Source organism: Bacillus sp. DWP3-1, from assembly GCF_049896565.1.
Classification (GTDB): Bacteria; Bacillota; Bacilli; order Bacillales; family Bacillaceae; genus Bacillus.
Genome location: NZ_JAFCUN010000005.1, coordinates 71,518 through 86,989, shown reverse-complemented (window position 1 = coordinate 86,989; position 15,472 = coordinate 71,518). Strand labels below are relative to the sequence as shown.

Below are 15,472 nucleotides of genomic sequence, written 5' to 3'. Positions count from 1 at the left end.
TTGTTTTTCTCCTCTCACATGTCATATTGGAAAAAGCCTTTACCTGATTTTTTGCCGTACTCGCCTGCGTCGACCATTTTGACAAGTAGAGGACATGGACGGAACTTCGGATCTTTGTAGCTCTCGTATAAAACAAGCAATGAATTCAAAATCGTATCAAGTCCAATTAAGTCCCCTGTCGCAAGTGGTCCCATTTTATGGCCGAAACCTCCGCGGAAAATTTTATCGACATCCGCTGGTGTGGCGACTTGATCTTGCACCGCCCAAATCGCTTCGTTGATTGTCAGCATAAGCACACGGTTGGAAACAAATCCCGGAAAATCATGCACCACAACAGGTGTTTTATCAAACGATTTCAAGAAACCTTTTGCGGTTTCAACTGTGTCATCAGAAGTTGCTTTTCCTCTAATCACTTCAACCAACGCTTTAAGAGGAACAGGGTTCATAAAGTGCGCCCCAATGACCTTCTCAGGGTGATGCATAAGGGACCCTACCTTTGTAATCGAAATACAGCTCGTGTTTACAAAATAGATGGTTTCTTTCGCACAAATATCTCGCAGCTCTTCATAAATGGGTTTTTTAATCTCCCAATCTTCCGTCACATTTTCAATGACGATATGCGCGTCATGTAAGCCTTCAAGTGAAGTTGACAGCTGGATTTGAGACAATACATCTTCTAAAGACAATGAGATTTTCTTCTTTCTCACAAATTGAACCAGTTGATAGGTCTTCTTGATTTTTTCCAGCGCTTCATTTAGTTTTTCTTCTGTGACATCAACTAATGTGACTTGATAGCCATTTGCTGAAAGGTCTAATGCCATATCAGCCCCCATCACACCTGCTCCAATCACACCTACGTGCTTCGTGTTCATTTCTCCAACACTCCAATTCGCTTTAAAATGACATTGATTTTTTCTACGACTTCATTTGTTAATGAATGAATAAAAAAGTGATCTCCATCGAATTCAAAAAACGCACAATCTTCGCTTGTATATTGATCCCAATCGTCTAAATCGAACAGCACAGAAGGCAAATCACGTGTACCATAAAAAATAGAAATTGGACAAGCAGCTGGAACGACTTCATCACACAGATAGGTCTCCAAAAGCTGAAAGTCTGCTCTTAAAATCGGCAGAAAGAAATCAAGCACTGCATGGTTATCGGCAAGTTCCTCAGGAACGCCTCCCATCGCAATGATCGCCTCTTTTAGTTTGGAATCTGACAGTTGATGATAGACTTTCTTTTCTGGAATATGTGGTGGAAAGCGCCCAGAATAAAAGACATGGACAGGCTCTTTGTTTAACCTTGTTTTCATTCTTTTTTGTAATTCATACGCAAGGACGGCTCCCATGCTATGACCGAAAATGGCATAGGGCTCTCCTTCTTTTAAAGAGGAGGACGCCTGTACATAAAGATCATCTGCGACCTGCTGTAAATCGGTTAGAACAGGCTCTGTCATTCTTGTCCCGTGCCCAGGGAGTTCAAGGGCATGAATTTCTATCGACTGGTCTATATAAGATTTCCATGTACTGAATACGGTACTTGCCCCACCTGCGTACGGTAAGCAAAATAACTTCACGACACGCCACACTCCCTTTTGCATTTGATTGCCAACGCTTCCAGCCAGTCTTTTTCATCAACGATGATTTGTTCTAAAGAAGCTTTGATATTGGCTTGGTACCTACTAGACATCTCACCTGAAAAAAGGAGTTTTGCTGCCTGATGCCTCGCTTTCTCCCATTCTGATACAATACGTTCCATCCATCCCACCAGCTCAGGTAGATCGCCTTTGATGAGATTCAGCCGATACAGCTCCACTTTCTTCGTATTGATGATCTGATTGAACGACGCCACGAGCTTCTCGATATCATCCAATTGCGGATACTGCTCATAAAATGTTTCAAGAGCTGTGATTCCTTTTTCGATTACGTCTATCTCACCATGCATATTTCTCAGGAAATAAGTCGTTTTTTGATCAAATAATTCAGTCGAGAGCTTGTCCGGATCAAAGTAGAAGGACGCATAGGAATGAAATTGATCATTCGGTTGAAAATGATCATGAAAGGTGTCATACCCTTTCTGTACATCTTTAAATGACAGCACTTGATGCTCATAAGACAAATTATCTAAATGCCGATTCTCTAATACTTGAAAGGTTTGCTGATTTTCATCGAAACCCTTAATTAAAATTGAATGACGGCTATGGGTTGTCAAATACTCTTTTCTGCCTCTCTGAACGTAAGGGTCTACCCACACAATGACGGGGCGGTCCCGCATCACATCTTGTTTGACCTTTTCAATGAGATTGACACAATACGTCATTTTTTCAACTTGAATGCCTTGTAAATTCATAATCTTTTCTGGATCGTGTGCCGACATCCAGTCAATCTGCAGCAAGCCGTCCTCTGAAAGCCCATAGGCAAATTGATCATTTAATAAGTATGGAGCGACTTCTTGATCATGCAGCTTCACAATTGGAAAAAAGCAATTGAAGAAACAGCTTCGATAAAACAAATCATTATAAGGATGAATGCCCGAAATCTGTTTGACGGTCATCTTTTTTTCCTCTCTTTCCAGCAGTAGATGTCACCATAAATCCTTTGATGAAACCAATCGTACAAAACCAAATGAAAAACAAATAATAAGAAATCGCTAATTCAATGAGAGAGGAAGGTCCCCATACAAAAGTCATTTTCCAAGGCAGCCCATTAAAGGCTAGTTGCGAAAGAATCATTGGCAGGAGCAATATCCCAATTAGCAGCAGCACCCAGCCGATGCTTTTCAGCCAGACGCCAAGTGACATGTCCCTGCGAACTAAAGCGCCGTTTCTTACACGCTTTTTCCACTTGATAAAACGAACGATAGACACCATTTGCAGCAAAATAAAAAGACATGTCGCTGCTAAACTCAATTGATCAATGAGCTGAAATGGATCTATTGATGACTCTGCTTCTTCATTTGTACCCGCGATCGTATTGGCAATAAGACGTGCCGTTTGCTCGGTGTAGCTGCTATTCATATTTGCTAACACTCCGATAGCAATATCTTCTTTTGGCTGGATCAGAAAAAATGATGAATAGTTTGGGTTAGAGCCTGCATGAAAAAGCGAGTCCACCTGCCCATGCGCCTTTTCTATATACCAGCCGGCATTGTAATAGACATGCTTCCCTTCTTCTGGGACATTCACAGTTAAATGATCAGGATTTATGACAAAGCGAGACCAAGTTGAATCGGTCAATTGATATTGCAGCCAAGTCCCCACATCCTGACTATTCATCACGATATAGCCTGCAGGGGTGTTGCCTCGATATTCTGGTGCTTCATAAGCATGCGGAGCAAGGAATTGCAGTTTAAATCCTTCTGAGACAACACCGGACTTCATACGTTTTAGCCCAGCCTCCGTTTGGTCAAGATGATGCCTTTTAAACAGTTCTTTCATATAAGCCTCATAGGACGTTCCTGTTACATTTTCAATGATGAAACCAAGGACATCATAGTTGATGGTGGCATATTCAAAGGAGCTGCCTGGCTTACGATTAAGCTCAATTGATTTCAGCTGATGGACTGTTTTTTTCAGCGCATCCTTTGCATGATCAGGCTGGATAAGCGCAATGGATTGAAAGGGAATGCCGCTTGTGTGATGCATTAATTGCTCCACCGTCAAACGCTGAGGCTTTCCATGGTATGTTGGAAAAAAACCTGGAATATAGCTGCTCACTGGATCTTTTATATGAAGTTTTCCTTGCTTCTCTAACTCCACAATAGCAAGGGCCGTAAACGCCTTTGATGTAGAACCAATTTCAAAGAAAGTGCTGGCTGTCACTTGCTCCTTTTTCTTTCGATCCGCATAACCAAAGCCTTTTTGGTACACCACTTCGTCCTTTTTCACAACCACAACGGACATGCCTGGAATGCGTCCAAGCTCCATCTGTTCCTCTATCACTTGATCAATGGCTTTAGATGAAATCACTGCTTTTGCATGTATTCCCCCAGCAAAGCTGCTTATCCATAAGATCGCTAATAAAAATGAAAGATAGATAACATACTGATTTTTCCTCATGTAAATAATGAATCCATTTCTTCAAGAGACATATCCACTGTTTCAAAATCAGACGGTGTAAATTCGATTCCTTCTTTCTCTAAGCAATGCTGTATCAGACGCTCAATTTGCCGCTCTACCTCTTGTAATAGTTGCGTCATGTCTGTTTCACACAGCTGTTTTGCGCTAAAAGAAAGATGAAAAATCAGCTGACCGCCCTTGATGGTAGCGACCATATCGATGACGGTTGTTAACGGATTATCCAATGACGAATCAATCCCCGATGTAAAGTAAGACATCTCATAATCAGATGATTGTTTCAGCACCTGATCAATTTCACCTAGATAGTTAAAGCGTAATTGCGGCGCTGAATGATTAGGAAGCTGCCTATTGATGAGTGAGAGCAGCCCATAGTCTGCACCTTTATTTGGCACTTCACGTATCGTTTCTTTGACAGCCCGTATGTGATCTGAGAGAGATTCAGACACATGAACATTCACAGGGTACATGGTGGTGAACCAGCCGAACGTTCTAGATACATCAATATCTTCCTCCACAGCATCCCTGCCATGACCTTCTAATTCCAAAGAAATCCTCTTTTGATTCGTTTGCTGATAACAGGCTTGCGTTAAGGCTGAAATTAACAGTTCGTGAGGCTGCGTTTGATACGCTTTATTCGCTTGATTGATCAATTGATCCGTGAGCTCCACTGATAATGCCTTGGTTAATTTGACTTCGTCTCTGACATATCCCTCATTTGAAGAAACTGGATACAGAGGCTGAATATCCTGCACCGCTTTTTGCCAATAGCTGAGCGACTCTTTTACCTCCTCTGATACTGCATACTCGTTCACCCGCTCTGTAAATGTTTGATAGGAATGGGTTTTAGGCGGAAGCACTTCAGCTGTGACCTTCTCTGCATGCAATAATTGAATCAAGTCCTCCACAAGAATTTGCCATGACATACCATCAGCTAAAAGATGATGGGCGGCAAAAATGAGATGTGATTGAAAAGCAGTTTGACAAAGCGCTGCCTGAATCAATGGTCCTTGATAAAGATGAGTTCTTTGCTTGACCTGACACCCTACTTCTTGTAGCGCTTCTTCCACATTCTCTTCTGACAATGCCGTAAAATCGTGGATCATCAGCGGAATACCCTGAATGTCTTCATCATAATGAAGCGTGTTTGTTGCCTCATGTACTTTTAACCTTAGTCCGTCGTGATGAATGACGAGCTCTTTTAAAGCATCCTGCACGATTCTTTCATCCATCTTTTTATTTGAATGAACAATGATGGATTGATGCCAAAAATGTTCATCTTTTAACCGCTGGGACCAGAACCATTCGATGATTGGGATCGATTTCACATCGCCCGCAGCCTGCTCTTGTGAAATATGTAAGACTGGTTCCTGCTGAACGACTTGTGCCATTTCTCGAAAAATGGGATACGTAAAAAGATCTTTGGTTTTTAAATAGAGTCCTTTGTCTTTTAACTTCGCAATAAATTGAATCGCCTTAATGGAATCACCGCCAAGCTGATAAAAATGATCAGCCGGTTCGATCGTTTCATGCCCTAAGATGTCTTTTGCTGTATCTACTATGATCTCTTCAATGTCCGCTGTTTCCTTGGACCATTCAACGGCTGTTTCCACTTGAGACAGCAATGGATCAGGCAGTGCTGTCCGATTGATTTTTCCGTTTTGAGTAAGCGGGAGTTCATCTAGTACAACAAAATAGGCAGGTACCATATAAGCTGGAAGCTGATCTGATAATTTCTTTCTAAGTAAAAAGGACGTCAGCTCTTTTTCTTTCAATTCAATATATGCAGCCAGCTGTTTTTCTCCAGATGCATCGGTTAGATCAATAACAGCTGCTTTATCAACTTCTTCAAGTGCCATAAGTGCAAGTTCAATTTCACCCAGCTCAATCCGGTAGCCTCGCAGCTTGATTTGATGATCAATCCTGCCAATGTAATCAATCTTTCCATCATTTGCTCGTTTGGCTATATCACCTGTTCGATACATGCGGCGACCGCTTACAAATGGATTGGGCAGAAAGCGCGATTCATGCAAATCAGGTCTTTGCCAATATCCTCTTCCAACACCCGCGCCTGAAATATATATTTCTCCTACTGTCCCTGGCAGCACGGCTTGCTGATTCTCATCTAAAAGGTAAATCTCTGTATTTGGCATTGGCACACCAATTGACACCGATGTCCCCCCATCATCTTGATGGAATTGATGAATCATACAGCCGACGGTTGCTTCAGTTGGTCCATATTCATTAAAGATGGATATCCTTCCATCACTTGCCTCTGTGATTCTTTTGGCCAAAGCGGTCGATAATTGTTCTCCTCCCACAATCATCCGTTTCACAACTGATTGAGACAGTGCAGCATCTGTTAATAGTGCCATATGAGCTGGTGTCAGCTTGATGACCTTTGCTTTTTGATCAAACAAAATATGTTCTAATAAAAAGCCTGGCTGATCCTCTTGACGATAGATCACCACTGTACTGCCAATGACCAATGGCGTATAAATGGATGTCACGGTTAAATCAAACGCAATAGATGAATACAAGGCAAAATGATCATCCGATGAATCAGTATAGTGTGTTTTGGCAGACATGATATAGTTCACTAAGCTTCGGTGCTCAATCATGACTCCCTTTGGCTGGCCTGTAGAGCCAGACGTATAAATCATATATGCGACGTCTTCAGCATCCCCACTGAATGGATGTACCGCATCATACTGATCCAACTGATCCCACACGTTGTAGATATTGTACGTATCGCCATTAAAATGGTATGCAGATGCGTCATCTGTGAAAAACAGCTTTGCCTGGCTGTCATCCAAAATAAACTGAATGCGTTCCTGCGGATACTCAGGATCAATCGGCACATATGCACCTCCAGCCTTTAAAATCCCCAGCAGCAGCACGATAAGTTCTGGTGAATGATTCATACATACTGCAACAAAGTCATGCCTCTGTAAGCCATGTGTTTGTAGGAAATGAGCCATTTGATTGGTTTTTCTCTCAAGTTCACCGTATGTCATGATACAAGATCCGTCCTGAATCGCGATTCGATCAGGAGAAGTCTTTGACATGTCTGTGATCAATTCATGGATTTTTTGTTTCTGTGGAAATAGCACGCCTGTGTCGTTCCATTGATATAGCTCTCGATGTTCCTCGTCTTCTGTCATGAGAAGTACGTCTTTTAACAGCTGCTTTGGCTGAGCGAGTATGGTTTCGACAAAGAGAAGCATTCTTTCGTGTAGAAAGCCGATGTCTTCATTGCTGTAATCTGAGATCTTGTAGTCATATTGAAGTTCGATTTGCCCTTTTTCATCCCATTCTTTCACAGCAACTTGTAAGCCATATGGCTGGAAGCCATTGTAAAGCTCTATGTATTCAACTTTGTATCCTTCCATCTCCTGCACCATATTTGTGCTGTAGGAGTTGATATAGATTTGAAAAAGCTGATCATATCCTGCTTTGGCAAGCTCTAAATCTTTGACAAGTGCATCATAAGGATAACGCTGATGCAGAAAGTAAGCCTTATAGCTTTTTTGAACGTCTGTCAGACTTTCTAACAAAGATAGATGAGGATCGATCTTCATTCGATATGGCATTGTACTGACGGTCATACCGGACGTGGCTTTTTCCTTTTGTCCGGAACGATTGAGAACTGGCGTCCCAATAATAAAATCTTTTTGCTGGTATCTTTTATGCAAGTAAACGAAGAGTCCTAAAGTAAATAAAGAGTTGATTGAACAATGATGGGTATCTATAAATTCATAGATTCGTTCTGAGAGTTGTCGATCAAGGTAATGGCTGTGCCGATGGCCTTTGATTTGGTCAGTTCCCTGTACCAAATAACTATCAGACACATCAGATAATGTTTCTTTCCAAAATTGCTGATCTTTTTTAAATCTTGGGGAGTTCATATATTTTGATTCTTTATCAATAAATACAGAATGATTGTCTGCTTCTTGTTCGATAGAGGAGCTTTGGGTAAGAGCAGTGTAAAGCTGGCTAATTTTATCGATGATTACTTTCATCGACCATCCATCTGCTACTGTATGATGGCATTTGATGAAATAACCGGATTGTTGTTCACCGACTTTTAATACAGCAAATTCGGCGAGAGGGGTTTCTGTTAATTGAAATGGTGTTTTGAAGGCTTTTTCGGCCCATTCTAGCATGTCTTCATGTGTGGAAAACTCATAGGCAGGAATTGGATTATCGGCGTTTGGATCAACGTATTGAAGCGTCTCACCATCTTTCTCTACTAGCTTGAGACGAAGAGATTCTGTCATCATGATACAAGATGCAATGGCCTGCTTCAGTTTATCAAGCTGCAACGGCCCATTGACGAAAATGATACCGCCAATATGATTGATCGGTGTTTCTGGATAAAATGTTTCCATGTTCATCACGCGCCGCTGCGGATGTGTTAATGGCCAATATACTAAACTACTAGTCAATTACGCCACCTCTACTTTTCATATAGTTAACATTTCTACGAACATATTAAATCATATAACGGTATTTTTGTAAATAATTGAGATAAAATGTCTAAATTTGTTCATTTTTTAATCTAGACGCTAGGAAAGCCGACACAGTAAACAGAGCAACGTTTATAAAAAAGACGACTCTTGCCCCAAAGAGATCGGTCATGGTGCTCATAACAAGGATGGACATTCCGTATATAAAAGTTGATAGTGTATGTTGAGCTGACAGTATTTTGGGCAATTCAATTTCACTCAGTGTATCTTGTACATAGGTACGAATAGAAATGCTGCGAAGCTGAAAAGCTGGCCCTAATAAAAAGACAAACAACAAACTCATCCATGCTGAATGATTCAATCCTAAGCAAAGGGTTAGCACAGCTACGATCACCGAACTGTAAAAAATGTGATCAAACAAACGCTGTTCCACATGCTTTGCGAACCGCAGCACGAGCAGGCCGCCTAGAATGGTTCCGCCAAAATAGCTTGCGTTAATAAAGCCCCACCATGTTTCAGGCTGGTGTAAGACTTCTGTGACATACACAAGGATAATGGCTCCAGTCCAGATACTTCTACCGCTCATGGATAGCATTTCTAAAACCGTTAATGTTCGAATAGTTGGCTTTTCATACATGAGCTTCCACCCTGAAAAGACCCTTGTAGCAAATGATTCAGACTGTTGCTCATGTTTAGCTGCAGCCCCAGTATCAATCATAAAGAGCATAGATATGAGCGACAAACTGTATAAAACAAGTGTCGTCAATAGGAGAAACTGCGGTCCAAGAATACCAATAAACAGCCCTCCTAAAAGCCAGCCTAGTAAAAGAACAATTTGATCAGAAGTTAAGATATAACTATTGGCTTTTAGTAAAAAGTTCTTTTCTACTAAACGCGGGATCATCGAATTTCGAACAGGAATAGTTCCTCCATCTATCAAAGACAGGAAAAATACAATGATAAAAAAGAAAGGAATAGTAAAAGTTGATAGTTGTAGAATATAAATGAAAATCAAGCAACCGAAGAAAGCAATTTGACACATTTGCAAATAGATAATGAGTCTTTTCAGCTTAAATTGATACATAAAGAAAGGAATGAGTACCGCTCCAAGGGCTTGTCCAACAAACTGCGAAACAGCCACCATTGAAGCAATCAGTGTAGAATTTGTTAATTGATATGTCAGGATGGTCAGAACGAGGACATATAACGAATCCCCAAAATTAGCTAGGGATTGTCCCCCTAATAAAAAGTAAAATGATTTGTTTTTCATATTGATCTCCATTTTCTCTTCATTATCACCCATAATAATACATTATTTTCTACACTTCTACTTTTTATAACAATATTTTCATAACTTGATACATTTTACCTAATCTAAAAAACCGCCAAAAGGCGGTTTTTATTTAGTCATATATATGAACAGTTGGTTCTTTGTCTTCAGCATTTTTCGTGATCAGGGCTTCTTGTTGATCAGAAGATGTGATGTTAATTTCGATATTGGTACTCTTATAGTAATCCATGACTTCACCTGTTAAATATTGCGTGAAGGCTACAACTTCCGTTTTTCCATAGAACTGCATTGGAATTTCGACTTTCATTTTTTGCAGGTTGCCGTTTTTGTAAAAGCCTTTTCCTACGACACCAGTGTAATTCGGGAAGTAGTCTTCGACTTTTGTTTTGAAGCGGTCAAATCGCTCGGAATCATCTTTGTAGTTGCCTTTCGCATTATCTGAAGGGAAGAAGACATTCTCCTCTTTGATCGTATCCCAATTGCCGATATCAGCTGAGCCTGCTTTCACATCCGTTTTGGCGATAAAGTTTCCTGGAACGATAGATGATTTTGGTGCTTGCTTATAAAGTGCAATCATGACAGGCACTTTTTGCAGTCCATCCATTTGACGAATTCGCTTGATCACTTGTTCAGCGATTTTTTCACCTTCTGCCAAAAGTTTCTTTGAACTTTTCGATGAATCGATCGTCACCTCTTGCTGCGGATCACCGATATTTTCACGGTAATAATAAACAGAGTTCAGTGCAAGACCAATGACAACTCCGCCAAGCTGTAAGCTGTTTTTATCTTTTCGAATTAAGTAATTATGTTCTAGCATCGAAGCTAAGTAAATTGGACTATTTTCATTTTTAGACTTTGTTGAACCTGAGTTTGGAAGAGCTGGGTTTAAGCCGAGATTCTTAAAGTCTTTATCTTCTTTTTCTGCCTTTTTCAGATCACTGCCTGTTTTTTTGCGCGACAGCCAGCTGAGAACGGTGTCCTCATCTAAATGCTGTCCTTCTTGGAAAAGATAGTCGTTTGTATTAAATGACTCTGTTGCAAGGCGCATAAGTCCTGTTTCAAATTCATCGATGTCCAGGCGTGTGTTGAGACGCTCTGCTGTTAATCCTCGCGCAGCCCCTTGTTTAAACGGCAGCACCATTTTGTAATAGGAGTCAGAGATATTGTACATCGGGATGATGGCTGTTTCCTTCGTTTCATCCGTTTTTTGTGTAACCTCTTCTTCTTCCTTTCCCCCAAAAGGTGCACACGCTGACAATACCAGTGTGAGCATTGTCAGCAGCAATAACAACTTTTTCAATAGAAAACACTCCTCTTATTTCTTTAGCTCCTCGAGCATTTTAGCTTCGTCCCAAATTTCAATATTGAGTTCTTCTGCCTTTGTCAGCTTACTTCCCGCTGCTTCTCCGGCAATGACTAAATCTGTTTTTTTACTCACACTACCTGCCAGTTTGCCGCCTAATGCTTCGATCGCTGCTTTTGCATCGTTTCGGGCCATTTCTTCTAATTTCCCTGTCAGTACAATGGTTTTGCCTGCAAAATAGGAATCACTTTCTTCAACCTTCACCGGCTTTGGTCCTGTATAGGTCATATTGACCCCTAGCTCTTTTAGTTCATTTAGCAGGTTGAGAATTTCTTCTTTCTCAAAGTACGTGACGACGGCATCAGCCATTTTTTCACCGATTTCGTCGACTTCGAGTAATTGTTCTTTCGTCGCTTGCTTTAATTGATCGATGTCGCCGAAATGCATCGCCAAGGTCTTTGCCGCTTTAGAGCCAATAAATCGAATACCGAGTCCAAATAGTAAACGCTCTAGAGAGTTTTCTTTCGATTGCTCAATCGAACGCAGTAAATTGTCGACAGATTTTTCGCCCATTCGCTCAAGCTGAATGAGCTCTTCTTTCGTTAATCGGTAAAGATCGGACACACGAGACACAAGCTGTTCTTGGAAAAGCTGTGTAATGACCCGCTCGCCAAGCCCATCAATGTTCATTGCATTACGGGAAACAAAGTGAATGAGTCCCTCACGTATTTGAGCAGGGCATTCTGGATTGATGCAACGCAAAGCCACTTCGCCTTCAATTCTCACCAGCTCACTATGACACTCTGGGCATTCAGTCGGCATGTGAAACGGCTTTTCTTCTCCTGTACGCTGATCGATCAGTACGCCTGCGACTTCCGGAATAATATCGCCCGCTTTTTTCACAATCACTTGATCAAAAAGGCGAATATCCTTTTCTTTGATCAAATCTTCATTATGAAGAGAAGCACGCTGCACTGTCGTCCCTGCTACTTTGACAGGTTCAAGAATCGCCGTTGGTGTGATGACGCCTGTACGTCCTACACTTAGTTCAATATCAAGCAGCTTTGTCACGACCTCTTCAGCCGGAAACTTGTACGCAACAGCCCAGCGGGGACTTTTTGCTGTAAAGCCGAGCTCTTCCTGCTGAGCTAACGAATCGACTTTGATCACAATTCCATCGATTTCATATGAAAAATCGGCACGCTTCGTTTTCAATGTTTCAATGAGGTCGATCACTTCTTCAATCGTGTGGCACATCCGTCTTTCTTTGTTCGTTTTAAAGCCAAGTTCGTCGAGAAGATCAAGTCCCTCGCTTTGCGATTCAACACCGATTTCATCAAGCTCCGCTATACTGTAGACGAAGATATCAAGGTTTCGTTTCGCCGCAATTTTCGTATCAAGCTGACGAAGCGAGCCTGCAGCCGCATTACGCGGGTTCGCAAACGGCTCTTCTTCGTTTTGTAATCTTTTTTCATTTAATGCTTCAAAAGAAGGTTTTGGCATAAATGCCTCGCCTCTCACTTCAATCGACAGAGGACGTTTGATTTTGAGCGGGATGGAACGAATGGTTTTGAGGTTTTCAGTAATATCCTCACCCGTTGTCCCATCTCCACGCGTGGCACCTCGGACAAACACACCGTTTTCATAACGGAGAGAAACAGCGAGTCCGTCAATTTTCAGCTCGACATTGTATGCGACATCGTCACCAACTGCTTGACGAACCCGTCGGTCAAAATCAAGAAGGTCCTGTTCATTAAACGCATTCCCGAGGCTGAGCATCGGTGTGCCGTGAAGCACTTTTTGGAAGGCGTCTAACACAGCGCCTCCTACTCTTTGTGAAGGGGAGTCCGCTGCTTTTAAATCAGGGTGCTCTTCCTCTAAAGAGATCAGCTCACGCATCCGCGCATCATATTCAGCGTCAGGAACACTTGGACGATCAAGTGTATGATATTCGTAGTTGTATTGGTTCAAAATCTGGTGCAGTTCCTCGATCCGGCGTTTCGCTGCTTCTTTATCCATCTGCTTCTTCCTTTCAATTCATCCGTTTTATAAGTGCTATCGGTTTATTGCTTCTCAATTGGCGCAAATGCTGCGAGAAGACGCTTAATGCCTGTAGGGCTTGGGAAGGCAATATCAAGCTCTGTGCTGTCTCCACTGCCTTTTACACTCACAACCGTTCCAACGCCCCATTTTTTATGAGCCGCTTTATCACCCACAGCCCAGCCAATACTTCCGCCGCCTGTGTTTTGAATGGTTTGAGTTTGCGGACGTGAGACAGGTCCCCGTCTTTGCGGTCTTTCTCTTGTTTGGCCAAACGGTGTTTTCGTTTCTTTCTTCTCATTTAGGTTGTCCAATAAATCAGCTGGTATTTCTCGAATGAATCTTGATTCAAGGTTCATGTTTGTCCGGCCGAAGAGTGTTCTCATCTTGGCACTTGATAAATAGAGCTCTTTTTCCGCCCGTGTGATGCCTACATAGGCAAGGCGGCGCTCTTCTTCCATCTCTGCATCTTCCATTAATGAACGGCTGTGCGGGAAAACACCTTCCTCCATGCCCATTAAGAAAACAACAGGGAATTCTAGACCTTTTGCAGCATGAAGAGTCATTAAGATGACGGCATCCTGATCTTCTTCCTCATTCTCATCCAGCTTATCAATGTCTGCGACGAGGGCGAGATCTGTCAGGAAAGTCACGAGAGACTTGTCTTCATTTTGTTCTTCAAAGTTCTTAGTCACGGAGAGAAACTCGTCAATATTTTCTAGACGGCTTTGTGCTTCAATCGTTTTTTCAACCTTCAGTGCTTCACGATAGCCTGTTTTCTCTAGGATTTCTTCTGTTAATTCTGTGACAGATAAATAATCCTGCATGTTCGTCATTTGATCAATGAGCTGTTTGAACTCATCAAGCGCATTGGCTGCCCTTGCACTGAGTCCAATGAAATCTACCTGACCAAGCGCTTCAAACATAGACAGGTCATTCATCTCCGCATATGCTGCGATTTTATCAACAGATGTCGCACCGATTCCACGCTTTGGTACGTTGACAATACGTGCAAAGCTAATGTCGTCATCTGGGTTAGCTACTAGGCGTAAGTAAGCCAAAATGTCCTTGATCTCTTTCCTGTCATAGAACTTCGTGCCGCCGACAATGTTGTATTGAATGTTTGACTTCAATAATGTTTCCTCTATGACACGAGACTGGGCATTGGTTCGATAAAGAATCGCAAAATCGGATAATTTACGCTTACCGCTCTGATGAAGCTGATGAATCTTTCCAGCAACAAATTGACCTTCACCGAATTCATTATCTGCACGGTAATAGGCAATCTTCGCTCCTTCATCATTTTCTGTCCAAAGATTTTTCGGCTTACGGTTTGAATTGTTTTGGATCACCGTGTTTGCGGCATTTAGAATACGTTTAGTCGATCTGTAATTTTGCTCAAGCAGAATCACTTCACTGGACGGATAATCTTTTTCAAAGGAGAGAATGTTTGTAATATCCGCTCCGCGCCAGCGGTAAATGGACTGATCCGAGTCACCGACAACACATATATTTTGAAAACGCTGAGCGAGCAGTTTCACAAGCATGTACTGCGCTCTGTTCGTATCCTGATACTCATCGACATGAATGTATTGGAATTTCCGCTGATAGTGTTCTAATACTTCAGGGATGCGCTCAAACAGACGAATCGTCATCATAATTAAATCATCAAAATCGAGTGATTGGTTTTTGAGTAACCGTTTTTGATAATCTGTATAGACGTCGCTGACCACTTGATCATAGAAATCACCAGCTGTTTTGGCGTATTCCTCTGCGTCTATGAGTTCGTTTTTTGCACTGCTGATTGAACCTAAAATGCTGCGTGGATCAAACTTTTTAGGATCGATATTTCGTTCTTTCAGAATATTTTTTATGACTGAAAGCTGATCAGATGTGTCTAATATAGAGAAGTTGCGATTTACACCAATACGGTCAATATCGCGTCGTAAAATGCGCACACACATGCTGTGGAACGTAGAGATCCAAATGTCATCGGCACCAGGCCCTAAAATGGCTTGTACACGCTCACGCATTTCACGTGCTGCTTTATTTGTAAACGTAATCGCTAAAATGTTCCACGGAGCCACATGCTTTTCGGCCATTAAGTAGGCAATTCGATGTGTGAGCACCCGTGTCTTCCCGCTTCCTGCTCCTGCCATCAAGAGGAGGGGACCGTCTGTTGCTTTGACCGCTTCTTTCTGCGCGTCATTCAGCCCTTCTAATAGATGATTCGATATTTCATTCATTCCATTCACCGCCAATTCGAACTTATGTTCTATTTTAACCCGTTT

The 15,472-nt window shown here is 41.9% G+C and carries 9 protein-coding genes and 2 pseudogenes; all 11 read right to left on the bottom strand.

From position 1 onward, the window contains the following. Positions 1-14: 14 nt before the first annotated feature. Positions 15-872, bottom strand: a complete 858-nt coding sequence (locus ACP7A0_RS12265; protein WP_066031209.1) for a 3-hydroxyacyl-CoA dehydrogenase family protein — start codon at positions 870-872, stop codon at positions 15-17. Further along, positions 869-1,579 carry a thioesterase II family protein gene (locus ACP7A0_RS12260; protein WP_034664703.1) on the bottom strand — a complete coding sequence of 237 codons (711 nt, stop codon included), beginning with the start codon at positions 1,577-1,579 and terminating at the stop codon, positions 869-871. The genes ACP7A0_RS12265 and ACP7A0_RS12260 overlap by 4 nt, the downstream gene beginning before the upstream one ends. Continuing rightward, positions 1,576-2,556, bottom strand: coding sequence for a C39 family peptidase (locus tag ACP7A0_RS12255; protein ID WP_426005278.1), 981 nt, complete (start codon positions 2,554-2,556; stop codon positions 1,576-1,578). The genes ACP7A0_RS12260 and ACP7A0_RS12255 overlap by 4 nt, the downstream gene beginning before the upstream one ends. Continuing rightward, a complete protein-coding gene (locus ACP7A0_RS12250) occupies positions 2,519-4,060 on the bottom strand; it encodes a serine hydrolase domain-containing protein (protein WP_375567004.1) in 1,542 nt (513 codons plus the stop codon). Before ACP7A0_RS12250 ends, ACP7A0_RS12255 begins: the two co-directional genes overlap by 38 nt. Next, positions 4,057-5,952 (bottom strand): condensation domain-containing protein, encoded by a 1,896-nt coding sequence (locus ACP7A0_RS12245; RefSeq protein WP_426005476.1) that lies wholly within the window; start codon positions 5,950-5,952, stop codon positions 4,057-4,059. Before ACP7A0_RS12245 ends, ACP7A0_RS12250 begins: the two co-directional genes overlap by 4 nt. 12 nt (positions 5,953-5,964) lie before the next feature. Further along, positions 5,965-7,095, bottom strand: a pseudogene (locus ACP7A0_RS12240) (amino acid adenylation domain-containing protein); the annotation flags it as partial. A gap of 141 nt (positions 7,096-7,236) precedes the next feature. Then, positions 7,237-8,526, bottom strand: a pseudogene (locus tag ACP7A0_RS12235) (condensation domain-containing protein); the annotation flags it as partial. A gap of 91 nt (positions 8,527-8,617) precedes the next feature. Further along, positions 8,618-9,817, bottom strand: coding sequence for an MFS transporter (locus ACP7A0_RS12230; protein ID WP_061420850.1), 1,200 nt, complete (start codon positions 9,815-9,817; stop codon positions 8,618-8,620). Positions 9,818-9,950: 133 nt separating this feature from the next. Continuing rightward, a complete protein-coding gene (locus ACP7A0_RS12225; protein ID WP_060595700.1) occupies positions 9,951-11,138 on the bottom strand; it encodes a CamS family sex pheromone protein in 1,188 nt (395 codons plus the stop codon). A 15-nt stretch (positions 11,139-11,153) separates the two neighbouring features. Then, positions 11,154-13,160, bottom strand: coding sequence for an NAD-dependent DNA ligase LigA (gene ligA / locus ACP7A0_RS12220; RefSeq protein ID WP_426005275.1), 2,007 nt, complete (start codon positions 13,158-13,160; stop codon positions 11,154-11,156). A 44-nt stretch (positions 13,161-13,204) separates the two neighbouring features. Next, positions 13,205-15,427 (bottom strand): DNA helicase PcrA, encoded by a 2,223-nt coding sequence (gene pcrA / locus ACP7A0_RS12215; protein ID WP_426005273.1) that lies wholly within the window; start codon positions 15,425-15,427, stop codon positions 13,205-13,207. Between the last annotated feature and the right edge of the window lie 45 nt (positions 15,428-15,472).

Coding starts and splice junctions, on each gene's coding strand:
- ACP7A0_RS12250 (WP_375567004.1), bottom strand. CDS start 4,060: ATGAGGAAAAATCAGTATGTTATCTATCTTTCATTTTTATTAGCGATC.
- ACP7A0_RS12255 (WP_426005278.1), bottom strand. CDS start 2,556: ATGACCGTCAAACAGATTTCGGGCATTCATCCTTATAATGATTTGTTT.
- ACP7A0_RS12265 (WP_066031209.1), bottom strand. CDS start 872: ATGAACACGAAGCACGTAGGTGTGATTGGAGCAGGTGTGATGGGGGCT.
- pcrA (WP_426005273.1), bottom strand. CDS start 15,427: ATGAATGAAATATCGAATCATCTATTAGAAGGGCTGAATGACGCGCAG.
- ligA (WP_426005275.1), bottom strand. CDS start 13,160: ATGGATAAAGAAGCAGCGAAACGCCGGATCGAGGAACTGCACCAGATT.
- ACP7A0_RS12230 (WP_061420850.1), bottom strand. CDS start 9,817: ATGAAAAACAAATCATTTTACTTTTTATTAGGGGGACAATCCCTAGCT.